Origin of the sequence: Sphingomonas taxi (genome assembly GCF_000764535.1) — a bacterium.
GTDB classification, from domain to species: domain Bacteria; phylum Pseudomonadota; class Alphaproteobacteria; order Sphingomonadales; family Sphingomonadaceae; genus Sphingomonas; species Sphingomonas taxi.
Window position 1 is genome coordinate 2,197,884 of sequence record NZ_CP009571.1, and the last position, 23,857, is coordinate 2,221,740.

13 protein-coding genes are annotated in these 23,857 nt (G+C 70.9%); 10 read left to right on the forward strand and 3 right to left on the reverse strand.

Annotated elements, in window-relative coordinates; all coding sequences use genetic code 11:
- Positions 1-114: 114 nt before the first annotated feature.
- The 5 genes from glgX (at position 115) to MC45_RS09930 (ending at position 8,997) form a co-directional block, all read left to right on the forward strand.
- Complete coding sequence (gene glgX / locus MC45_RS09910) at positions 115-2,226, forward strand: glycogen debranching protein GlgX (RefSeq protein WP_038662475.1); 2,112 nt, start codon at positions 115-117, stop codon at positions 2,224-2,226.
- Positions 2,223-3,917 (forward strand): malto-oligosyltrehalose trehalohydrolase, encoded by a 1,695-nt coding sequence (treZ, locus tag MC45_RS09915; RefSeq protein ID WP_038662478.1) that lies wholly within the window; start codon positions 2,223-2,225, stop codon positions 3,915-3,917. Before glgX ends, treZ begins: the two co-directional genes overlap by 4 nt.
- 364 nt (positions 3,918-4,281) lie before the next feature.
- Entirely contained in the window at positions 4,282-6,189 is a 1,908-nt protein-coding gene (malQ, locus tag MC45_RS09920) for a 4-alpha-glucanotransferase (RefSeq protein WP_038662481.1), read from the forward strand.
- Positions 6,186-8,486, forward strand: coding sequence for a malto-oligosyltrehalose synthase (gene treY / locus MC45_RS09925; protein ID WP_038662484.1), 2,301 nt, complete (start codon positions 6,186-6,188; stop codon positions 8,484-8,486). Before malQ ends, treY begins: the two co-directional genes overlap by 4 nt.
- A 109-nt stretch (positions 8,487-8,595) precedes the next feature.
- On the forward strand, positions 8,596-8,997 hold the full coding sequence (locus tag MC45_RS09930; RefSeq protein ID WP_156143815.1) for a hypothetical protein: 402 nt from the start codon (positions 8,596-8,598) through the stop codon (positions 8,995-8,997).
- Here the strand turns inward: MC45_RS09930 and MC45_RS09935 are convergent.
- From MC45_RS09935 to MC45_RS19300, 3 genes are all read right to left on the reverse strand, one after another.
- A complete protein-coding gene (locus tag MC45_RS09935; RefSeq protein WP_038662491.1) occupies positions 8,954-9,148 on the reverse strand; it encodes a hypothetical protein in 195 nt (64 codons plus the stop codon). The genes MC45_RS09930 and MC45_RS09935 overlap by 44 nt on opposite strands.
- A gap of 142 nt (positions 9,149-9,290) precedes the next feature.
- Entirely contained in the window at positions 9,291-9,707 is a 417-nt protein-coding gene (locus MC45_RS09940) for a cupin domain-containing protein (protein ID WP_038667084.1), read from the reverse strand.
- 63 nt (positions 9,708-9,770) lie between these two features.
- Positions 9,771-9,986 carry a hypothetical protein gene (locus tag MC45_RS19300; protein WP_137898288.1) on the reverse strand — a complete coding sequence of 72 codons (216 nt, stop codon included), beginning with the start codon at positions 9,984-9,986 and terminating at the stop codon, positions 9,771-9,773.
- A 188-nt stretch (positions 9,987-10,174) separates the two neighbouring features.
- Between MC45_RS19300 and MC45_RS09945 the strand changes: the two genes are divergently transcribed.
- The 5 genes from MC45_RS09945 (at position 10,175) to MC45_RS09965 (ending at position 23,857) form a co-directional block, all read left to right on the forward strand.
- Entirely contained in the window at positions 10,175-18,652 is an 8,478-nt protein-coding gene (locus MC45_RS09945) for a BapA/Bap/LapF family large adhesin (RefSeq protein WP_038662494.1), read from the forward strand.
- 153 nt (positions 18,653-18,805) lie between these two features.
- Entirely contained in the window at positions 18,806-20,065 is a 1,260-nt protein-coding gene (locus MC45_RS09950; RefSeq protein ID WP_052075813.1) for a TolC family protein, read from the forward strand.
- Positions 20,062-22,206 (forward strand): type I secretion system permease/ATPase, encoded by a 2,145-nt coding sequence (locus tag MC45_RS09955; protein WP_052075606.1) that lies wholly within the window; start codon positions 20,062-20,064, stop codon positions 22,204-22,206. Before MC45_RS09950 ends, MC45_RS09955 begins: the two co-directional genes overlap by 4 nt.
- Positions 22,203-23,390 (forward strand): HlyD family type I secretion periplasmic adaptor subunit, encoded by a 1,188-nt coding sequence (locus tag MC45_RS09960; RefSeq protein WP_038662497.1) that lies wholly within the window; start codon positions 22,203-22,205, stop codon positions 23,388-23,390. Before MC45_RS09955 ends, MC45_RS09960 begins: the two co-directional genes overlap by 4 nt.
- Complete coding sequence (locus MC45_RS09965) at positions 23,387-23,857, forward strand: MarR family winged helix-turn-helix transcriptional regulator (RefSeq protein ID WP_052075607.1); 471 nt, start codon at positions 23,387-23,389, stop codon at positions 23,855-23,857. Before MC45_RS09960 ends, MC45_RS09965 begins: the two co-directional genes overlap by 4 nt.

The following is a 23,857-nucleotide window of genomic DNA, read 5'->3' on the forward strand; positions in this document are numbered from 1 at the left end:
CCCGTGCAGGCGCGCCGGCCCGACCGCCGGCGCGCCGCCCGCGTTTTCGCGCGGGAGCTTCCATGCCGCACCTGCGTTTGGCGCAGCGACGATCATCATGGGGGTTTCCAACACGTGCATGCCTTGCCCGACCGGCTCGATCCGGGCTCGCCCTATCCGCTGGGCGCTACGTTCGATGGCCTCGGCGTCAATTTCGCGGTCTTCAGCGCCAATGCCGACCGTATCGAACTCTGCGTCTTCGATCCCTCCGGCAAGCGCGAGCTGCAGCGGATCACGCTGCCCGAATGTACCGACGAGGTGTTCCACGGCTATCTGCCCGATGCCGCGCCCGGCCTGATCTACGGCTATCGCGCGCACGGCCGCTACGAGCCCGAGAACGGCCATCGCTTCAATCCCAACAAATTGCTGCTCGATCCCTATGCGCGGCGGCTGCACGGCCAGATCAAATGGACCGATGCGCTGCACGGCTACAAGGTCGGCCATGCGCGCGAGGACCTGAGCTTCGACAAGCGCGACAGCGCGCCGGCGATGCCCAAGGCAGTGGTGGTCGACGACCATTGGGATTGGTCGCGCGACACCAAGCCCAACACGCCCTGGTCCGAAACCGTGATCTACGAGGCGCACGTCAAGGGCCTGACCAGGCTGATGGAGCTGGTGCCGCCGCGCGAACGCGGGACCTATGCCGCGCTCGGCCATCCCGCGGTGATCGCGCATCTCAAGCGGATCGGCGTCACCGCGCTCGAGCTGCTGCCGATCCACAGCTTCACGCAGGACCGCTTCCTGCAGGAAAAGGGCCTGAAGAACTATTGGGGCTATAACACGCTCGGCTTCTTCGCCCCCGAACAGGCCTATATGTCGACCGACAGCCAGGACGAGCTGCGCCGCGCCGTCCACCGCCTGCACAAGGCGGGGATCGAGGTGATCCTCGACGTCGTCTACAACCACACCTGCGAAGGCTCGGAGAAAGGCCCGACGCTGTCGTGGCGCGGGCTCGACAATGCGAGCTATTACCGGCTGGTCAAGGATCAGCCGCGCTATTCGATCAACGACACCGGCACCGGCAACACGCTCAACCTCAGCAAGGCGCGCGTCATCCAGATGGTGACCGATTCGCTGCGCTATTGGGCGACGAGCTTCGGCATCGACGGTTTCCGCTTCGATCTCGGCCTGACGCTCGGCCGCGAGGACGACGGCTTCGACCCCGGCGCCGCCTTCTTCGACGTGGTGCGACAGGACCCGGTGCTCGGTCGCCTCAAGCTGATGGCGGAGCCGTGGGACGTCGGCCCCGGCGGCTATCAGCTCGGCAATTTCCCGCCCGGCTTCGCCGAGTGGAACGACAAATACCGCGACACCGTCCGCCAGTTCTGGCGCGGCGACGCCGGCCAGCGCGCCGATCTCGCCGCGCGGCTCGCGGGCTCGGGCGACCTGTTCGACCGCCGCTCGCGCCGGCCGTGGGCGAGCATCAACCTGCTGTCCGCGCACGACGGCTTCACCCTCGCCGACACGGTGATGTACGAGGAGCGCCACAACGAGGCAAATGGCGAGGACAATCGCGACGGCCACGACAACAACCATTCACGCAACTGGGGCCAGGAAGGCCCGACCGACGATCCCGCGATCAACGACGCGCGCGGCCGTGTCCAGCGGTCGATGCTGACGACGCTGCTCGCCTCGCTCGGCACGCCGATGCTCGTCGCCGGCGACGAATTCGGGCGGACGCAGCAGGGCAACAACAACGCCTATTGCCAGGACAACGAGATCAGTTGGCTCGACTGGCAGGCGGCGGCGAGCGAGACCGGGCAGACGCAGATCGACTATGTCGCGCGGCTGGCCGACCTGCGTCGTCGCTATCCGGTGCTGCGCGCCGCGACCTTCCTCTACGGGCAGGATTCGCCAGGCCACGGCATCAACGACGTCGAATGGTGGGACGAGCGCGGCGAGCGGCTGAGCCCCGAGGATTGGCAGAACCCCGAGGGTCGCGCACTGATGATGCGCCGCGCCAGCCGCAACGAGGCGGGCGAGGTCGAGGCGGTGTCGCTGCTCATCAACGGTTCGGCCGATCCGGTGACCTTCCATCTGCCGCCGCCGCATGCCGGCCGCATCGTGCTGATCGACAGCGCCAGGCCCGAGCAGGGCGAGCTGGCGATCGAGGACAGCTACGAGGTGGCGCCGCAGGGCGCGGTGCTGGTCACCTGGACGCTGACCTTCGAGGAGGATGCGGCATGAGCCGCCGCTGGGGCGCCGAGCTGCTCGACGACGGGCGGACGCGCTTCGCGCTCTGGGCGCCGGCGTGCGACGCGGTGACGCTGGAGATCGACGGCAGCGCATCGATCGTGATGACGGCGGAGGACGACGGCTGGTTCGTCGCCACCGCGGACGCCCCGGCCGGCACCCGCTACCGCTTTCGCCTCGACGATCTCGCGGTGCCCGATCCGGCGAGTCGCGCACAATCGGGCGGCGTCCACGGCTGGAGCCTCGTCATCGATCCCGCCTACGCCTGGACGGTCCCGGACTGGCGCGGTCGGCCGTGGGAGGACACGGTGCTGATCGAGCTGCACGCCGGCGTGCTCGGCGGCTTCCGCGGCATCATGGACCAGATCCCGACGCTCGCCGCGCTCGGCATCACCGCGATCGAGCTGATGCCGGTCAACGCCTTCGGCGGTACGCGCAACTGGGGCTATGACGGCGTCCTGCCCTACGCCCCCGCCGAAGCCTATGGCGCGCCCGCCGAGCTCAAGGCGCTGGTCGACGAAGCGCATGCCTTCGGCCTCTCGGTCTTCCTCGACGTCGTCTACAATCACTTCGGCCCCGACGGGAATTACCTGTCGGCCTACGCCCCCGATTTCTTCGATGCCGATGTCCATACGCCCTGGGGCGGCGCGGTCGCGGTCGAGCGCGACGCGGTGCATCGCTTCTTCGTCGACAATGCGCTGATGTGGCTCGGCGACTATCGCATCGACGGGCTGCGCTTCGACGCGGTCCATGCGATCGACAACACCGACTTCCTCGACGCAATGGCGGCGGAGATCCGCGCGGCCTTCCCCGATCGCCACATCCACCTCGTCCTCGAAAACGAGCGCAACGACGCCGAGCGCCTCCACGACGGCGGCTATGACGCACAGTGGAACGACGATTTCCACAGCGTCCTCCATGTGCTGCTCACCGGCGAGACCAGCGCCTATTACAGCGACTTCGCCGACAGGCCCGCCGAGCGGCTGGCGCGTTGCCTCGCCGAAGGCTTTATCTATCAGGGCGAACCTTCGGCCAATCACGACGGCACACCGCGCGGTACGCCGAGTGCGCATCTTGCGCCGACGCGCTTTGTCGCCTTTCTCCAGAACCACGATCAGGTCGGCAACCGTGCGCTCGGCGAACGGCTGACCGTGCTGACCGACACCGCGCGGCTACGCGCGGCGACCGCGCTGCTGCTGCTCGGTCCGCAGGTGCCGATGTTGTTCATGGGCGACACCGAAGGCAGCGAGACGCCGTTCCTGTTCTTCACCGATTTCCACGACGAACTGGCGGATGCGGTGCGCGAGGGCCGGCGCAAGGAATTCGCCAAGTTCGACGCCTTCGCCGACCCGGCGGCGCGCGAGCGCATCCCCGATCCCAATGCGCCCGAGACGTTCGAGCGCTCGGGCCCCGAGGCGGGACCCGATGCGCACGGCTGGCGGACGCTGATCCGCGACCTGATCGCGCTGCGCCGGAGCGCGATCGTGCCGCATCTGGCGGGGGCGAAAGCGCTGGGGGCGGAGGCGACTGGCGAGGCGGCGGTCACCGCACGCTGGCGGCTCGGCGACGGCAGCGTGCTGACGATCGCGCTCGATCTCGCCTATCAGCCGGCGCCGCTGCCGGAGGGCGAAGGCGAGCTGTTTCACGCAGAAGGCGAGCGCTTCCGCGCGTGGATCGCGAAATGATGGGCGCGCAGAGGCGCGGAGGACGCAGAGGGGTCGCGGCCGGGGCGGGCGGTAGCTGTATGGTTCACGCGAAGGCGCGAAGGCGCGAAGATGTCCCGCACGGGCGGGCTCCCGCCTTTCTGCTTCGCGCCTTCGCACCTTCGCGTGAATCCCTTTTCATCGGATCGGATGACAGGGCCGCGACATCGGCCAAGCCGCGTGACCTACTCCGCGTTCTCTGCGCCTCTGCGCGAACCCGTCTTTTCTGCACCTTGGCGAAGGCTGGAGCCCAGTCGGGGGACGCCGTGGGCAAAGCGCGTCACGTCATCGCCACGGCCTTGCCAACCGGGTCCCGGCGTTCACCGGGGTACAAAGGGGGGATGCGATGACCGATCTCGCCACCGATGCGCAGGCCGCCGGGCTGCAGGCCGAATGGGAGGATGCCGACGGCCGCCGGCAGCGCGTCGACGATGCGGTGCTGCGCGCGATCCTCGATACGCTCGACACGCGCGTCGACGGCGTGCCGTTCGTCACCGGTGACACGGGTCGCCCGGTCGCGACTGGCGCCAAGCCCGGCCCGGCGCGCCTGATGCTCGAGGACGGCACCACCCGCGCGGTCACCATCGCCGCGGACGGCACCATCCCCGGTATCGCCGAGCCCGGCTATCACCGTCTCGACACCGCGGGCGGTGTCGTCACGCTCGCCATCGCGCCGCCGCGCTGCATCGCGCCGCCGCCCGGTCATAGTTGGGGGCCGGCGGTCCAGATCCCCGCATTGCGCGGGTCGCGACCGGCACCGTACGGCGACCTCGGCACGCTCGCCGAGGCCGCGCGCGCCTTCGCCGACGCCGGTGCAGATACGCTCGCGATCAGCCCGACGCATGCGCTCTTCCCCGCCGATGCGACCCGGTTCAGCCCCTATGCGCCGTCGAGCCGGCTGTTCCACCACGCGCTCCTCGCCGATCCCGCCCTTGCCGGCGTGACGGACGCCGGCCCGGCCGGTGGCGAGCTGATCGACTGGCGGACCGGCTGGCCCGAACGCCTTGCGCAGCTCCGCACCGCCTTCGATCGCGCGCCGGCCGGGTTGCGCGCCCGCTTCGACGCCGCTCGCGCGACCCGCCCGGACTGGGACGACCATGCCCGGTTCGACGCGCTGCACGCGCATTTCTTCGCCGCCACGCAGGCGCGCGGCTGGCAGGCCTGGCCCGCCGATTATCACGACCCCGCCGGCCCCGCGGTCGCCCGTTTCGTCGCCGATCATGCGCCGGACGTCGCCTTTTACGCCTTCCTGCAATGGCTCACCGACGCCAGCCTCGCGCAGGCGCAGGCGGCGGCGCGTGATGCCGGCATGCGGATCGGCCTGATCGCCGACCTCGCGGTCGGCATGGATGCCGGCGGCAGCCACGGCTGGAACCGCCGCGACGATCTGCTGACCGGCCTGTCGATCGGCGCGCCGCCCGATCCGCTCGGGCCGCAGGGGCAGAATTGGGGGATCACCGCGCTCTCCCCCTTCGCGTTGCGCCGGACCGGCTTCGACGGTTTCATCCGCACCGTCCGCGCCGCGCTCTGCCATGCCGGGGGCCTGCGCATCGATCATGCGCTCGGGCTCAAGCGGCTGTGGGTCATCCCCGACGGCGGCAAGGCGAGCGACGGCGCCTATCTGGCGATGCCCTTCGCCGACCTGCTGCGTATCCTCGCGCTCGAATCGCATCGCGCCGGGGCGATCGTCATCGGCGAGGATCTCGGCACCGTGCCGCCGGGCTTCCGCGACACGATGGCGAAGCGCGGCATGCTCGGCATGCGCGTCCTCCCCTTCGAGCGCGACGACACAGGCTTCACGCCCTCCAGCGAGTGGGACGCGCAGGCGGTTGCGATGACCGGCACGCACGACACCGCGACGCTCGCGGGCTGGTGGACCGGCCGCGACATCACCTGGAACCACAAGTTGAAGCGCAGCGCGAGCGACGAACCCGCCGACCGGCTGCGCCGCATCGGCGAGAAGAAGGCGCTGTGGACCGCCTGTACCACGGCGGGTGTCGCCGCCGGCCCGGTCCCCAACGACGCCGCACCGGCGATCGACGCCGCGATCGCCTTCACGCGTCAGGCACCCTGCCCGCTCACCATCGTCCCACTCGAAGACCTCGTCGGCATCGCCGAACAGCCCAATTTGCCCGGCACCACCGACGAACATCCCAACTGGCGCCGCCGCATGCCCGACACGACCAAGGCGCTGCTCGCCCGGCCCGAGGTCGCGCGCCGCGCCGCCCTCCTTACAGCAAAGAGTTTCGCATGACGCCCCGCGCCACCTATCGCATGCAGTTCCACGCCGGCTTCACCTTCGCCGATGCCGAGGCGCTGGTGCCGTATCTCGACGAACTCGGGATCAGCCACCTCTACGCCTCGCCGATCACCGTCGCCGCCAAGGGCTCGACGCACGGCTATGACGTCGTCGATCCGACCCGCATCAACCCCGAGCTCGGCGGCGAGGACGGCTTCCGCAGCCTCGTCGCCGCGCTCAAGGCGCGGAACATGGGCGTCGTTATCGATATCGTTCCCAACCATATGGGAGTCGCCGGCGGCGGCAACGCCTGGTGGAACGACGTGCTCGCCAACGGACAGGCGAGCGCCTACGCCCGGTTCTTCGATATCGACTGGTCGCGGCGGCTGCTGCTGCCGGTGCTCGGCGACACGCTTGCGGCGACGATCGCCAACGGCGACCTCGCGGTCGAAGGCGACGCGATCGTCGCTTACGGCGAGCATCGCTTCCCGCTGCGCCCCGACGTGCAGGAAAGCGACCTCGCCACGCTGCTCGACCGCCAGCATTACCGGCTGGCGAGCTGGCGCGTCGCCAACGACGCACTCAACTGGCGCCGCTTCTTCACCGTCAACGACCTCGCCGGCGTCCGCATCGAGGATCCCGCGGTGTTCGAGGCGACGCACGCACTGTATTTCCGCCTCTACGACGAGGGGCTGATCGACGGCGTCCGCATCGATCACGTCGACGGCCTCACCGACCCGATCGGCTATTGCCGCACGTTGCGCGAGCGGCTCGGCCCCGACGCCTGGATCGTCATCGAGAAGATCCTCGGTGCGGGCGAAGGCCAGCCGCTCGGCTGGGGCGTCGACGGCACCAGCGGCTACGACTTCATGGAACAGGTCGCGACGCTGATCCACGACCCGCTCGGCGCGCTGCCGCTCGAGGAATTGTGGCAGGAGGTGAGCGGCCGCTATCAGGGGTTCGAGGCGGAGGAGTTCGAGGCGCGGCAGGATCTGCTCGCGTGGCAATTCTCCGGCCAGCTCGACGCCTGCGTCGCTGCCTTCGTCGCGCTGAACGACGACGAGGCGGTCACCCCGGCGATGCTGCGCCGCGCGATCGAGCGGCTGCTCTGGGTGTTCCCGGTCTATCGCACCTATGGCACCGGCAGCGCCGCCGCGCCGCAGGACGCGGCGATCCGCGGCCTCGTCCGCGAGCGCGTGTCGTGGCTGATCCCGCCCGGCGAAGCGCATGTCGTCGACCGCATCCTCGCCTGGCTCGCCGGGGAGGGGCCGCAGGGATCTTCGGGCGATGCCGCCGACGCGGTGCGTCGCTTCCAGCAGCTATCCGCCCCGATCGCCGCCAAATCGGTCGAGGATACCGCCTTCTACCGTTCGGGCCGATTGCTGTCGCGCAACGACGTCGGCTTCGACGCGACGATTCTCGGCGTGCCCGTCGACGCCTTCCACCGGATCATGGCCGATCGGGCGCGCGACGTGCCGCATGCGATGCTGACCACCGCGACGCACGACCACAAGCGCGGCGAGGATGTCCGCGCCCGGCTCGCGGTCCTGAGCACGATCCCCGACGCATGGCGCGCGCGGGTCGAGGCGTGGGAGGCGCTGTCATGGGGCTGGGATCACGACGTCGACGGCGGCGATCGCTACATGCTGCTCCAGACGATCGTCGGCGCCTGGCCGGAGGACGGCGCGGCCGGCGACTTCGCCGACCGGCTCAAGGCGTGGCAGCAGAAGGCGCTGCGCGAGGCCAAGCTCCGCTCGTCTTGGGAAGCCCCCGACGAGGACTATGAGGCCGCCGCGGCGGCGCTGATCGACGCCTATCTTGCCGATCCGCGCTTCGTCGCCGAGGTCACCGCCTTCGTCGCGGAGATCGCGCCCGCGGCCCGCGCCAACACGCTCGTCCAGACTTTGCTGCGCTATACGGCGCCGGGCGTGCCCGACCTCTATCAGGGCACCGAACTCGCCGACCTCAGCCTCGTCGATCCCGACAACCGCCGCCCGGTCGATTATGCCGCGCGCGCCGCGTTGCTCGGCGGCGATGCGGTCCCGGCCAAGCTGCGGCTGATCGCCGACCTGCTCGCCCGCCGCCGCGCCGATCCGGCGCTGTTCGCCGACGGCGACTATCGGCCCGCCACGGTCGAGGGCAGCGACCGCATCCTCGCCTTCAACCGCAGCACCGGCGGCCGCAGCCTGCACGTCGCCGCGCTCATCCGCGGCACCGCGGTGCCCGACGCGACGATCCGATTCGCCGACGGCGACACCCGCACCGCGGCGGAAATCTTCGCGCAAGACGCGGTCTGGTATCGAATTGCCTGATTATGATGACATTAACTAAGTATTTGATCCAAATCAGTTGTTATAGGTTGTTTCACCGCGCTGCCTCCGGCACGGAGGCATCAAGATAATCAAGAGAGGACTGGGAGCCATGCCGCAAGCGCGCCTTGTAGACTTCTGGGCCAGAGCGATCGCCGCGCGCTCGCCGGTGATGCTGGAACAATTGCGCGGGGTGGCGCGCGATCTGATTGCCGCCCGCAGCGCGCTACGATCGGTGATGCCGGCCGAATTCGTCAACAACCCGCCGATCGACCTGCTGTACGCGCTGTTTGCCGCCGACGATCAGGCAATGATGGTGCCGCCGCTGATCACCGCCACGGGCGTTTCCGGCCCGGTCGCCCGCCGTTGGCTCGACGTCCTCGTCGATCGCGATCTCGTCATGGAGCGCGACGGCAGGGTCACGCTGACCGAGGCGGGCTTCGTCATGGCCGCCGAAGCGTGTCAGGCGATCATTGAGTCGCGGACGGGCGCCGCGGGGGCGACTCTGAATTGAAGCGCAGCGCGTCGGCACGGCGCGTCACCGTGTCGAGCGCCTGCTCCAGCTCGGCGGCGGCCAGCGTCTCGTCGGCCGCCACGGCCAATTCCAAGGCCTGCGAAATCAGGTGCCGCGCCTCGTCGAGACGGACGGCGTTGTCGATATCCATGCGCGAACCTCCGCTCCGATCGACACTCGTGCCGCGCGGTGGTGGATGCAACCAAGCCCGCTAAAAATCAAATGACAATCGTCTCCATCGGCGGACCGCGAGTCCCCCGATGGAGCGACGTCTCCGGAAATGCCGCCCGGGCTTAATGCCCGACGGCATCCTTCACCGCATCGACCGCCTTGGCGAGCAGGCCCTTCTCGGCCTCTTCCGCTTCGGCCTTGGTCTTGAAGGCGGCACCCTCCGGCTCCGCCGGGGGCGCGTAGACCGAGAACAGCTTGAGCGCGCCCGCGCCTTTGTTGACGATATTGTGCTGTGCGCCCTTCGGCACCACGACGAGGTGGTTGGGCGTCGCCTTGGTCGAATGACCGTCGATCACTACCTGCGCCTCGCCCTCGACGATGAAGGTCGTCTGGTCGGCGGGATGCGTCTCCATGCCGATCTCCTCGCCGGCAGGGATCGCCATCAGCACGATCTGCACCTTGGCGTCGCGATAGACCTCTTTCTGCCAAAGGTCGTTGCGGCCGGCGAGTTCGACCATGTCCTTGTTGAAGATCGCCATTGCCGATTCGCTCCCATCCATGCGTTCGCAGCATTGGACGAACGAGCGCCCGGCACGTTCCGCTCAATCCCACACCAGCCGCCAAAAGGCGCGCCACGCACGCCATGGTGCAGGCACGCGAAGCACCTCTGCGGACGCCGGGCCGAGGTCGGCGCGCCGCGTCGCATAGATAGCGGCCAGATGATGATGCACCCGCCGTGCCCGCTTGCACTGCGCCCGCCGCGCCATGTGCAATTCGTGCAACTCCCGGCGGCGCAAGTATTCGGCTTCAGGATTCATGGTCCGCGCCTCTCTCCTCTCTGTTGATCAGGCTAGAGTGTGGCGCGGAACCGACAACAGGATTTCAAACCGATATCGGTATCGAAGCAGCTTCGGCTTGGGAGCCGACTTTACTAGCATAGATTAAATCGCACCTCGGTCCGACACGGACGATGTCGTGCAGCGAAGTGCCAGTAGAGGAATAGGCCATGAACGTCGAAGTGATCTCGAAGGCGACCGGCGCCGTGAACGAAGTCGCGGGCAACAGCGTCGATCTCGACGCGCCGAGCATCGTCCGCCTCGATCTCACGCGTGCCCAGATCGCCGGGATGGATCGCCAGAGTCAGGATCTCGTCGTCCGCCTCGTCGACGGCCAGACCGTACGGATCGCCGATTTCTACCCCGCCAATGCGACGGTGGCGAACGACCTCGTCCTGCGCGAGCCCGGCGGCCACCTCTGGGTGGCGCGTGGCAGCGGCGGCGTCCCACGCTTCGCATCGCTACGCGACCTCGCCGACCTCACCGCCGTCGCGGGCGAGGGCGGGTCGTCGCTGGCGCTGCCCGCGATGCTGCTCGGCGGCGCTGCCGCGGCCGGCGGCATCGTCGCGATCGCCGGCGGCGGCGGCGATGACGCCAGCGCCGCCGGCAGCGGCACACCGACGCCCGATCCGGGCACCGGGACCGGTGTCGGCACCGGCACGCCCGACACCACGCCCCCCGCCATACCCGTCGCCGCCGTCCGCGGCGACGGCGCCGCGATCACCGGTCGTGGCGAAGCCGGCGCCACCATCACCGTCCGCGACGCCGCCGGCACCGTGATCGCGACCACCGTGGTCGCCGCCGACGGCAGCTATACCGTCGTCATCGCCCCGGCGCGGATCGACAACGAGCGGCTCACCGTCACCCAGACCGACACCGCCGGCAACGTCTCCCCCACCCTCGTCATCCAGGCGCCCGACCTCACCGCCCCGGTCGCGCCCACCGCCGCGGTCGATGCCACCGGCGCGACCGTCAGCGGCCGCGGCGAGGCTGGCGCCACCGTCACCGTCCGCGACGCCGCCGGCACCGTGCTCGGCATCGCGCTCGTCGCCGCCGACGGCAGCTACACCGTTACGCTGTCGACGCCGCAGGCCAATGGCGGCGCATTGAGCGTCAGCCAGAGCGACGCCGCCGGCAACGTCTCGCCGACCGTCGCGGTCGCCGCGCCCGACATCACCGCCCCCGCCGCACCGACCGTCGCGGTCGACGGCACCGGCACCGTCGTCACCGGCACCGGCGAACCGGGCGCCCGCGTCACGATCACCGATCCCGCCGGCACCATACTCGCCACCGTCACCGTCGCCGCCGACGGCAGCTACAGCGCGACGCTCGCGACCGCACAGGTCAACGGCGAGCGGCTCGACGCGCGCCAGACCGACGCCGCCGGCAACGCCTCGGGCACCGCCAGCACCGTCGCTCCCGATCTCACCGCCCCGGCCCAGCCGACCGCGACGATCACCGGCGACGGCACCTCGGTCAGCGGCGCCGGCGAGGCGGGCGCACGCATCACCATCGTCAACGCCGCCGGCACCGTGCTCGGCACCGCGCTGGTCGGTGCCGACGGCACCTACGTCGTCGCGCTGACCCCGGCGCAGGCCAATGGCGAGGCGCTGACGGTGCGCGAGAGCGACGCCGCCGGCAATCAGGCGACCCCGCTTGCGCTCACCGCGCCCGACATCACGCCGCCCGCCGCGCCGGTCGCCACGCTCGACGCGACCGGCACCACCGTGACCGGCACCGGCGAGCCCGGCGCCACGATCGTGGTCCGCGATGCCGCCGGCACCGCACTCGGCTCGGCGACGGTCGGCGCACAGGGCGCCTATGCGGTCGTCCTCGCCACCCCGCAGATCGACAGCCAGAGCCTCGCGGTCACCCAGACCGACGCTGCCGGCAACGCCTCACCAGCGACGCCGCTCACCGCGCCCGACCTCACCGCGCCCGCCGCGCCGACCATCACGATCGCCGCCGACGGCGCGAGCGTCAGCGGCGTCGGCGAGCCGGGCGCCGCGGTCACCATCCGCGATCCGCTCGGCGCGGTGATCGCCACCGCCACCGTCGCCGCCGACGGTACCTATGCCGCCACCTTGTCCACGCCCCAGATCGACGGCGAGGTGCTGAGCGTCCGTCAGGCCGATGCCGCCGGCAACCTGTCGCCCGTCGCCACCGCGACCGCGCCCGATCTGGTCGTCGACGTCCCGCCCGCCGCGCCGACCGCGGCGGTGACCGGCGACGGCACCGCGGTCACCGGCCTCGCCGCCGGCGGCGCGACGATCACGCTCTATGACGCCAACGGCGTCGCGATCGGCACCGGCACCGCCGCTGCCGACGGCAGCTACAGCGTCGCGCTGACCCCGGCGCGGCTCGACGGCGAGACGATCCGCGTCACCCAGGCGGACGCCACCGGTGCGGTGTCGCCGCCCGCGACCGCGATCGCCCCCGATCTCACCGCCCCCGCCGCGCCGAGCGCGACGATCGACGCCACCGGCCAGATCGTCACCGGCACCGCCGAGGCGGGCGCGACCGTCACCGTCCGCGACGCCGGCGGCGCCGCGATCGGCACCGCCACCGCCAATGCGTCCGGCGAATATGCCGTACAGCTCGCCACGCCGCAGGCGAACGGCGGCACGCTCGCCGTCACCCAGGCGGACGGCGCGGGCAATGTATCGGCCGCGACCGGCATCGCCGCCCCCGACACCACCGCGCCCGTCGCGCCCTCCGCCACCGTCGCGCCCGACGGCAACAGCGTCACCGGCATCGGCGAGGCCGGTGCGACCGTCACCGTCCGCGACGAAACCGGCAATCCGCTCGGCACCGCGCTCGTCGCGCCGGACGGCAGCTACACCGTCACGCTGACCGCGCAGCAGGGCGACGGCCAGACCGTCACCGTCACTCAGGCGGATCCGACCGGCAACGCCTCGCCCGCGACGACGATCACCGCACCCGACTTCACCGCGCCCGGCGCACCGACCGCATCCGTCGCCGCCGGCGGCAGCACCGTGATCGGCGTCGGCGAACCCGGCGCGACCGTCACCGTCACCGCCGCCGACGGCACCGTGCTCGGCAGCGACACCGTCGCCGCCAACGGTGGCTATGCCGTCACGCTCGCCACCCCGCAGGCGAACGGCGAGGCGCTCACCGTCGTCCAGACCGATCCGGCCGGCAACGCCTCGCCCCCGCTCGCCTTCACCGCACCCGACCTCACCCCGCCGGCGGCCCCCGCCGCGACGCTCGACGCCAGCGGCAGCATCGTCACCGGCACCGGCGAGATCGGCGCGACGGTCAGCGTCCGCGACGGCGCGGGTGCGCTGCTCGGCACCGCGATCGTCACCGCGCAGGGCAATTATTCGGTCACGCTCGCCACCCCGCAGGTCGACCGCCAGACGCTCGTCGTCGGCCAGAGCGACGCCGCCGGCAACGCCTCGCCCACCGTCGCGCTGACCGCGCCCGACATCACCGCACCGCTCGCCCCCACCGCGACGGTCGGCGGCGACGGCCTGTCGGTCACCGGCACCGGCGAGGCCGGCGCGACCATCTCGATCCGCAATCCTGTCGGGCTCGAGATCGGCACCGCCATCGTCGCTGCCGACGGCAGCTACACCGCGACGCTGTCGTCGGCGCAGGTCGATGGCGAGGTGCTCACCGTCCGCCAGACCGACCCGGCGAACAACGTGTCGCCGGTGGTCAGCGCCATCGCGCCGGACCTCGCCCCCGGCGTCGTCCCGATGCCGCCGTCGGCGACGGTGACCGGCGACGGCACCGCGGTGACCGGACGCGCGATGGGTGCCGCGACGATCACCGTCTACAGCGCCACCGGCACCGTCATCGCCACCGGCGTCGCCGCGGCCGACGGCAGCTACAACGTCGCCCTCGCCACCCCGCGCGTCAACGGCGAGACCGTCTTCGTCACCCAGAGCGACGCGATCGGCGCCTCGCCGCCGACCACGGCGATCGCGCCCGACCTCACCGCCCCGGCGGCACCCACCGCGACGCTCGATCCGAGCGGCGCCGTCGTCACCGGCACCGGCGAGGCCGGCGCGACGATCGTCGTGCGCGACCTCAACGGCACGTCGCTCGGCACTGCCATCGTCACCACCGCCGGCAGCTATGCGGTCACGCTTTCCGCGCCACAGGTCGACGGCCAGGTGCTCGCCGTCACCCAGGCGGACCGCGCCGGCAACGTCTCGCCCGCGATTCCGCTGGTCGCGCCGGACTTCACCGCACCGCTCGCCCCGGTCGCCAGCGTCGCCGTCGACGGCACCTTCGTCAGCGGCACCGGCGAGCCCGGAACGATCGCCATGGTCCGCGATGCCGCCGGCACGCTGCTCGGCACCGGCACCGTCGACACCACCGGCGGCTTCAACGTGCCGCTCGCCACCGCGCTGATCGACGGCGAGAGCATCCGCGTGACGCTCACCGACGCGACCGGCAACGTCTCGCCGACCGTCACCGTCACCGCGCCCGATTTCACCGCCCCCGCCGCGCCGACGCTCGCCATCAACGGCGACGGCACCGTCGTGACCGGAACCGGCGAGGCCGGCGCGGTGGTGACGATCACTAATGCCGCCGGCGTCGCGCTCGGCACCGCGACGGTCGCGGCGGACGGCAGCTTCACCGTCACGCTTACCCCACAGCAGAACAACGGCGGAACGCTGACCGCGACGCAGGCGGATGCCGCAAGCAACGTCTCGCTTCCCGGCACCGTCACCGCGCCCGACCTGATCGCGCCGGCCGCGCCGTCCGCGACCGTCTCGCCCGACGGCACCACCGTCACCGGCACCGGCGAGGCCGGCGCGCGGATCGTCGTCACCGATCCCGCCGGTGCGCCGATCGGCGTCACCGTCGTCGCCGCCGACGGCAGCTACGCCGTCACCCTCTCCACCTCGCAGGCCAATGGCGAGCGGCTGCTCGCCACCCAGACCGACGGCGGCGGCAACGTCTCGCCGCCGATCGCGGCGCTCGCCCCCGACATCACGCCGCCCGCCGCGCCGACGCTCGCCATCGCCGGCGACGGCACGCTCGCCAGTGGCATCGGCGAGGCCAATGCGACCGTCACCGTCACCGGCCCCGGCGGCTTCGTCGCCACCGTGACGGCGGACGCCGCGGGCAATTTCAGCGTCCCGCTCTCGCCGGCACGGCTGAACGGCGAAGGCTTCACCGCGATCCAGGTCGACGGCGGCGGCAACGCCTCCCCCGTCGCGACCGCGACCGCCCCCGACACCACCGCACCGCTTGCCCCCACCGGCACGGTCGCCGGCGACGGCGCGAGCATCACCGGCTTCGGCGAGGCCGGCGCGACCGTCACCGCCACCGGCGCCGCCGGCACGGTGCTCGGCACCGCGGTGGTCGCGGCGGACGGCAGCTTCACGATCCCGCTCGCCACCGCGCAGATCGACGGCGAACCGCTCACCATCCGGCAGGCCGACCCCACCGGCAACACGTCGCCGGGCTTCGCGCTCACCGCGCCGGACCTCGTCGCCCCCGCCGCCCCCACCGCGACCGTCGCGGCCGGCGGCGCCAGCGTCAGCGGCTTCGGCGAAGCCGGCGCGACCATCGTCGTCACCGCTCCGGGTGGCACCGAACTGGGCCGTACCGTCGCCGCCGCCGACGGCAGCTACACCGTGGCGCTCGCCACTGCGCAGACCAACGGCGAGCTGCTCGGCGTCCGCCAGAGCGACGGCGGCGGCGTTTCGCCGGTCACCGCTACGATCGCCCCCGATACCACGCCCCCCGCCGCGCCGGTCGCGACGGTGACGGCGGACGGCGTCCTGGTCACCGGCACCGGCGAGCCCGGCGCCACCGTGACCGTCCTCGGCGCCGGCAACGTGCCGCTCGGCACCGCGGTGGTCGACCCGGATCGCAGCTATACGGTCCAGCTCACCCAGCCGCAGACCGGCGGCCAGACGCTGACCGTCACGCAGAGCGACACCAGCGGCAACGTCTCGATCCCCACCACCGCCGGCGCACCGCTGCTGGCCGGACCGGCCCCGCTCACCGCCACCGTATCGCCCGACGGCACCACCGTGACCGGCACAGGTGCCGCCGGCGCCGCGATCACCGTCACGCTCAACGGCACCGCGCTCGGCACGGTCACCGCGGCCGGCGACGGCACCTACACGATCGGCCTGTCCACCCCGCAGCGCAACGGCGAGACGCTCACCGTCGTGCAGGCAGTCGCCAACGGCCCCGCCACGTCGGTCCTGGCGCTCGCTCCCGACATCACCGCGCCCGCCGCGCCGACCGCCACGGTGATCGCCGCCGGCAGTCAGGTGACCGGCACCGGCGAGCCCGGCGCGACCGTGACGATCCGTGCCGGCGGCGTCGACCTCGGCACCGCGCTGGTCACCACCTCGGGCAGCTATCTGGTCACCCTCGCCACGCCGCAGCGCAACGGCGAGACGCTGACCGCGGTGCAGACCGACGCGGCGCGCAACGTCTCGGCCGGGATCACCGTCGTCGCGCCCGACATCACCGCGCCCGCGGCGCCCGCCGCGCTGGCGGTCAACCCGACCGGCACGACGCTCACCGGCACCGGCGAGGCCGGCGCCCGCGTCGAGGTGCGCAGCGGCACGAGCGTCCTCGGCAACGGCGTCGTCGGCGCCGACGGCAGCTTCACCGTCACGCTGACCACGCCGCAGGTCGCCGGCGCGACGCTGGCGGTGACCCTGGCCGATGCGGCCGGCAACGTCTCGGGCGCCGCGACGGTCGTCGCGCCGTTCGATATCCAGGCGTTCGGCAACGCCGCGACGGCGACGATCGACCTCCTCCCCGTCGTCGCCGCCGCGCCCACCGCGATCGGCAGCGCCAACTACCTCGCCTTGGTCTCCGCCGGCGTGCTCAACCTGCAGGCGCAGGTGCTCGGCACGCCCAGCGTCCGCTTCACCGTGCAGGACGGCCACAACCTCGCCGCCAGCTTCACCTATGACGCGACGCTCAACATCGGCGTCACCAGCGGCTATAGCGTCGTCGTCCAGCGCTTCGACGGCACGCAATGGGTTGCAGTCAACGGCGCTCCGGGCGGCTCTCTGCTCGAACTCGGCCTGCTGAACGGCAACCTCACCGCCAGCCAGACGCTCACGCCCGGCGAATATCGCGCCTTCCTCACCTATCAAAGCGGGCTCGGCGTCGGCGTCGGTCTGCTCGGCAGCCTCGCGGTCAGCGGCACCGATATCGACTATACCGATGTCGGCGGGGTGCGCCCGGTCGCGGCGACCGGCAACGTCATCACCGACCCCGGCGTCGGCGGCGCGGTCGACGTGGTCTCGCCCGGCACGCACGTGACCAGCGTCACCAACACCGTCACCGGCGCGACCGTCGCCGTCACCGCGGACGGCACCGTCGTCGACGGCGAATGGGGCACGCTGGTGATCAACCTCGACGGCAGCTACAGCTACACGCCCGATGCGAATGCGGCGGCGATCGGCCGTACCGACGTCTTCAGCTATGCGATCATCGACCCTAGCGACAATGAGGTGGAGCGCGCCAATCTGTCGATCACCGTCGGCAGCGGCGCGATCACCGGCGCGCCGGTCGGCGTCGCCGATGTCGCGGTGGCGCCGGTCACTTATGCCAACGTCGTCGAGGCGGCGGCGCCGATCACCTACAGCTTCACCGCGACCCCCGCGGTGCAGGTGCCGCTGTTGCCGGTCGCGGTCGGCTCGCACGGCGAGCGGACCGATACGTTCTCGATCGCGCCCAACACCGATGCGGACATCACCATCCGCGCCTCCACGGTAGGCCTGCTCAGCGTCGCCCCTACCTATACGCTGACGCTGACCAATCTCACCGCCGGCACCACCCAGACGATCACCAACCTGGCGCTGGCCGGCGTCGGCAGCGCCAGCACCAGCTTCACGCTCAACGACCTGCCGGCGGGCAATTACCGTTATACGCTCGCCGCCGACGCGCTGGTCGGCACGCGGTTCGACACCAGCGTCACGCTGGACCGCACGACGACGCTGCTCGACCGCCATGTCGTCGTCAGCCCGGCAGCGGTGGAGGGCAGCCTGCTCGCCAACGACGACGCCCATTCGAGCTTCGTCGCGGTCCGCGTCGCCACCGGCAGCACCTTTACGGAGGTCGGCAATACCCCGCTCGTCATCAACGGCACGCACGGCACGCTGACCGTCGATGAGGTCGGCCATTACGTCTACCAGCCGAGTACGACGCTGGCCTATTCGACCACCGACCTGACCGACTCGTTCACCTACCAGTTGGTGCAGCCCAATGGAGTCGCCGCGACCACGACTCTGACCGTCACGATCGACGTGCCGGGCGACAATGCCTCGGCGATGGTCCATTATGCGGTCGCACCCGTCTACAGTATCGAACCCGATGTGGTTTCACTGGATACGCACGCGGTGACCGCCGATGCCCATCTCGCCACCGCACCCGCGGTCGCCGCGACGGGCGATGGCGCGGCGATCGGGCTCGCCACCTACGAACTGTTCGAAGGGCGCGGCGAACTGGAAGATGTGCTCTCGCACTATCTCGCCACGCAGCAGAATGGCATCCACGCCGATGCGTCGGGCGCCGATCACAGCGCGGCAGTGGTACCGGTCGCCGCCGCGGTCGTCGCCGACCCGCTCGACTATCTCGCGACGCTGGATGATCAGACGCATCATGCAACTACTGTCAATCATGTTGTTTAAGCACCTCAAACTGCATCTAAAGTATTGATGACAAAGGGCTGAATTCTACTCTTTGTTAAGCAACCGGGCCTCTTTTGCACGGCAAGAGAGGACCCGGTTGCGATGCGTTTCCCGAGACGGTTACCCAGACTATTGGCTGCGACGGGCGCGGTGATGACCGTCGCCCTCGCAGGCAGCGGCATGGCCGCGGATGCGCCCGTCCCGGTCACGCTGGAAAGCGCCGCGCGCGACGCCGTCGCCTGGCATCCCTCGGTGATCGAGGCCGCCGGCACGCTTGCCGCCAGCGGCGAGGAGGTCGCCGCGGCACGCGCCGGCTATCTGCCGACGGTCAGCGCCGGGCTCGGCAGCGGCTATGACAGCCGCGTGTCGGGCACCTGGTCGCCACGCCCGCAATTCAGCGCGTCGCAGATGCTCTACGACTTCGGCAAGGTGTCGAGCGACGTCGCCGCCGCCCGCGCCGGCACCCGCGCCAGCCGCGCCGAGATGCTGCTCGCGGTCGACACATTGGTCCGCGACACCGCTTATGCGATCATCGAACTGCAGCGGGCCACCGCGCAGCGGGCCATCGCCCGCGATCAGGCCGATCGCATCCGCCAGATCAGCGCACTCGTCGGCCAGCGCTCGACGATGGGCGCCGCTACCCGGTCGGACGCCTTGCAGGCGCAGGCCCGCGTCGAGGCGGCCGAGGCCAGCCTCACCCAGGTCGAGGCGGAGGAGCGGCGCTGGACCAGCAACCTCGCCTTCCTGCTCGGCCATCCCGCGCCCGCCGGCGTCGCCGCCGACGTACCCGGCTGGCTGATGCAGGGCTGCGCCGGCCCCGCGCCGTCGTGGCAGAGCGTGCCCGCGGTCGCCGCCGCCGATGCCGAGACCGAGCGCGCCGCCGCCAACCTGCGCCGCAGCCGCGCCGACCGCTATCCGACGCTGTCGTTCGGCGGCGATGCCTCGACCGACGTCAATTCGCCGTTCGGCGACCGCAGCATCTACAATTTCGGCCTGCGCGTCACGAGCAACATCTTCGCCGGCGGCCTCACCAAGGCGCGGGTGCGCAGCGCCGCCTATCGCCTCGACGCCGCCGAGGCGAGCGCGCGGCGCGTCCGCAACGAGAGCAGCCAGCAGCTCGCCGAGGCGCAGCAGCAGATCGACAGCCTCTCCCGCCTCGCCACCACGCTGGCCTCGCGCGAGGACAATATGCGCGAGACCGGCCGCCTCTACCGCATTCAGTATCTCGAAATGGGAACCCGCACCTTGGTCGATCTGCTCAACGCCGAACAGGAGCTGCAACAGGTGCGCTTCGACGCGGTCAACACCACCCAGAACCTGCGCCGCCTGCAGATCGACTGCCTCTACGTCTCGGGCCGGATGCGCGACGCCTTCGGCCTCTCGGGCACCTCGGTGCGTGGGGTGACGCTGTGACCGCCGCGATCGCTCCGGCGGCGCCCGTCGCCGTCGACGGCTGGCTCGAACTGCTCGCCCGCGTCGCCCGCCACTATCGCCTGCCTGTCTCCGAACAGCGTGCGCGCCTTGCCGCGCAATGGGATCTCGGCGGCGACGAGGACGCGCGCATCCTCGCGCTCGCCCGCGCCACCGGTCTCACCGTCCGCTTCTCGACGCCGCAGGAGGTCAAGCTCAGCGGCTGGCGCCTGCCGATGATCGTCCGCCTCGCCGATGGCGAGATCGCCCTGATCGACGGCATCGACGGCGACGATCAGGCGCGGCTGGTGCTGCCCGGCGACCGCGGCGGCCAGACCCGCCTGTCGCTGGCCGAGCTGCGCGCCGCCGCCACCGGCTTCGTCGTGCCACGACCGTCGCGCTCCTCGCCCGACGCGCGCGTCGACACCTATATCCGCCCGTTCGAGGATCACTGGCTGCGCCAGATCCTGATGCGCGACGCCCCCGCCTACGGCCATGTCATGGTCGCTTCGGTCGTCACCAACCTGCTCGGCCTCGCCGGCGTGCTGTTCTCGATGCAGGTCTACGACCGCGTCGTGCCCGCGGCGTCGATCCCGACGCTGACCATCCTGTTCGTCGGCGTGCTCGTCTCGATCGCCTTCGACTTCGCCTTGCGGCGGCTGCGCACCAACATCGTCGACGTGCTCGGCAAGCGTGCCGATCTGCGCATCTCCGACCGGGTCTTTGGCCACGCGCTGCGCGTCCGCAACCAGTCGCGCCCGGCCTCGACCGGCACCTTCATCGCCCAGCTCCGCGACCTCGACCAGGTCCGCGACATGCTCACCTCGACGACGATCGCCACCGTCGCCGACCTTCCTTTCTTCCTGATGTTCCTCGGCTTGCTCTGGTACATCGGCGGCCTGCTCGCGCTGGTGCCGGTCGTCGCGCTCGTCCTGCTCCTGCTTCCCGGCCTGCTCGCCCAGCGCCGGCTGCGCATGCTGGCGACCGAGTCGATGCGCGAATCCTCGCTGCGCAATGCGATGCTGGTCGAGGCGGTACAGGGCATCGAGGACATCAAGGCGCTCCAGGCGGAGGACCGCTTCCACCAGCAGTGGAACCACTACAATGCCGTCGCCGGCGAAGCGCAATTGCGCCTGCGTGGCCTCACCAACGGCCTGTCGGTGTGGACGCAAAGCGTGCAGAACGGCGTCTATGCCGCGATCATCTTCGTCGGCGCGCCGCTGGTGATCTCGGGCAGCATTACCACCGGCGTGCTCGTCGCCACCTCGATCCTCGGCTCGCGGATGATGGCGCCGATGGCACAGGTGACGCAATTGCTCGGCCGCTGGCAGCACGCCAAGGTTGCGATGGGCAGCCTCAACCAGATCATGGCCCTGCCGGTCGATAGCGCCGACGCCGACCACCGCATCCCGCTGCCCGCGGTCACCGGCGCCTTCACCCTGCGTTCGGCGGTGTTCACCTATGCCGATCCCAACGCGCCGCCCGCACTCACCGTCGCCGGGCTGGAGATCGCCGCGGGCGAACGGATCGCGCTGCTCGGCCGCAACGGTGCCGGCAAGTCGACCCTGCTCCAGGGCCTGTCGGGCATGCTGCAACCCGTCTCGGGCGAGGTGCTGCTCGACGGACTCGCGCTGCACCAGATCGATCCCGCCGACGTCCGCCGCGACGTCGGACTGCTCACCCAGTCGAGCCGGCTGTTCCACGGCACGCTGCGGGAGAACCTGACCCTCGGCGCCCCGTCGGTATCCGATACCGAGATCATGGCGGTGCTCGCCATGGTCGGGGCCGACGCGATGCTCCGCCGGATGCGCGACGGCCTCGGCCATGTCGTGCAGGAGGGCGGGCGTGGCCTGTCGGGCGGGCAGGTGCAGGCGCTGCTGCTCGCCCGGCTGCTGCTCCGCCAGCCGATGGTCGCGCTGCTCGACGAGCCGACCGCGGCGATGGACGAGGCCACCGAACGCCACTTCATCCAGCGACTCGGCGAATGGGGCCGCGACCGGACGCTCGTCGTCGCCACCCACCGGATGCGGATGCTCGATATCGTCGACCGCATCATCATCATCGACCAGGGCGGCGTCATCCTCGACGGCCCGCGCGACCAGATCCTCGCCACGATGCGTGGCACAAGGAGTGCAGCGGCATGACCAGCATCACCGCCGACGACGACCATCTGTTCGGCGGCGACGGCGAGGCCGCGCGCCTCACCGCGACCCGCCTGATCTGGCTGCTCGCCGCCCTGTTCGTCGCCGCGCTCGGCTGGGCCTGGTTCGCCAGCCTCGACGAGGTCGCGACCGGCGAGGCGCGCGTCGTGCCGACCAGCCGCGAACAGGTGCTGCAATCGCTCGAGGGCGGCATCCTCGCCAAATTGCTCGTCCATCAGGACGATATCGTCAAACCCGGCCAGTTGCTCGCGCAGCTCGACCCGACGCAGGCGGGCTCCACCGTCGAGGAAAGCGCCGCGAAATACCGCGCCGCGCTCGCCAGCGCCGGCCGGCTGCAAGCCGAGGCCAACGATACGCCGCTGCGCTTCTCCCCCGAACTCGACCGCTTTCCCGAGCTCAAGGCGGCGGAAACCAGCCTCTACGAGACCCGCCGCCGCAGCCTGCAATCCTCGATCCAGTTGATCGACCAGAGCCTCGCGCTGATCGGCCGCGAAGTGTCGATCGGCCAGTCGCTGATCACCGTCGGCGCGGCGAGCAACGTCGAGGTGCTGCGCCTGCAACGCCAGCGCGCCGAGCTCGAACTCAAGAAGGCCGACCTGCGCTCGCAATATATGGTCGAGGCGCGGCAGGACCTCGCCAAGGTCATGGAACAGGTCGACTCGCTCGGCCCCGTCGTCCGCGGCCGCTCCGACACGCTGAGCCGCCTCACGCTGCGCTCGCCCGTGCGCGGCGTGGTCAAGAACATCGAGGTGTCGACGATCGGCGGCGTCATTCCGCCCAACGGCAAGGTCATGGAGATCGTGCCGCTCGACGAACGCCTGCTGATCGAGGCGCGCATCCAGCCGCGCGACATCGCCTTCATCCGTCCCGGCCAGGCCGCCAAGGTCAAGGTCACGGCCTATGACTATTCGATCTACGGCGGCCTCGACGGCGTCGTCACCACCATCTCGCCCGACACGATCCGCGACGAGGTGAAGCCCGACGTGCTCTATTACCGCGTCTTCGTCCGCACCAAATCGGATTCGCTGACCAACAAGGCCGGCCGCCGCTTTCCGATTACCCCCGGCATGGTCGCCACCGTCGACATCCACACCGGCAGCAAGACCGTGCTGCAATATCTGCTCAAACCCCTCAACCGTGCGCAGGAGGCGCTGCGCGAACGATGAGCCCGCCCCTCGACCACGCCGCCCTCGCCGGCGCCACCCCGCTCGATGGCGGTGACGCCACCGCGACCTTCTCGCCCGTGCTGCTCGCCCGCGCACGTCAGGCCCGTCAGCTGCGGGCGCGGATGAGCCACTTCCTGCCGCGCGACCTGCTTGTCGATCCCGCCTGGGACATGATGATCGACCTGTTCGTCGCCGCCGGCACCGGCGAGCGGCTGTACGTCAAGGACCTGACGCTGATGTCCGGCGAGAGCACGACCAGCGCGATGCGCCGCATCGACCGGTTGCAGGAGGCCGAACTGCTGTCGCGCCACCCCGACCCGACCGATCATCGCCGCGTCCGCGTCCGGCTGACCGGCAAGGGCTATACCGCGATGGCGGCGATGCTCGAACATCTGTTCGACACGCCCGACGGGACCGAGGCCCCCGCCGATCCGCGCACCTTCCGCCCCGGCCCGGTGCGGCGCTAG

Coding starts and splice junctions, on each gene's coding strand:
- treY (WP_038662484.1), top strand. CDS start 6,186: ATGACGCCCCGCGCCACCTATCGCATGCAGTTCCACGCCGGCTTCACC.
- MC45_RS09930 (WP_156143815.1), top strand. CDS start 8,596: ATGCCGCAAGCGCGCCTTGTAGACTTCTGGGCCAGAGCGATCGCCGCG.
- MC45_RS09950 (WP_052075813.1), top strand. CDS start 18,806: ATGACCGTCGCCCTCGCAGGCAGCGGCATGGCCGCGGATGCGCCCGTC.
- MC45_RS09940 (WP_038667084.1), bottom strand. CDS start 9,707: ATGGCGATCTTCAACAAGGACATGGTCGAACTCGCCGGCCGCAACGAC.
- MC45_RS09945 (WP_038662494.1), top strand. CDS start 10,175: ATGAACGTCGAAGTGATCTCGAAGGCGACCGGCGCCGTGAACGAAGTC.
- MC45_RS09965 (WP_052075607.1), top strand. CDS start 23,387: ATGAGCCCGCCCCTCGACCACGCCGCCCTCGCCGGCGCCACCCCGCTC.
- MC45_RS09935 (WP_038662491.1), bottom strand. CDS start 9,148: ATGGATATCGACAACGCCGTCCGTCTCGACGAGGCGCGGCACCTGATT.
- treZ (WP_038662478.1), top strand. CDS start 2,223: ATGAGCCGCCGCTGGGGCGCCGAGCTGCTCGACGACGGGCGGACGCGC.
- MC45_RS19300 (WP_137898288.1), bottom strand. CDS start 9,986: ATGAATCCTGAAGCCGAATACTTGCGCCGCCGGGAGTTGCACGAATTG.
- malQ (WP_038662481.1), top strand. CDS start 4,282: ATGACCGATCTCGCCACCGATGCGCAGGCCGCCGGGCTGCAGGCCGAA.
- MC45_RS09960 (WP_038662497.1), top strand. CDS start 22,203: ATGACCAGCATCACCGCCGACGACGACCATCTGTTCGGCGGCGACGGC.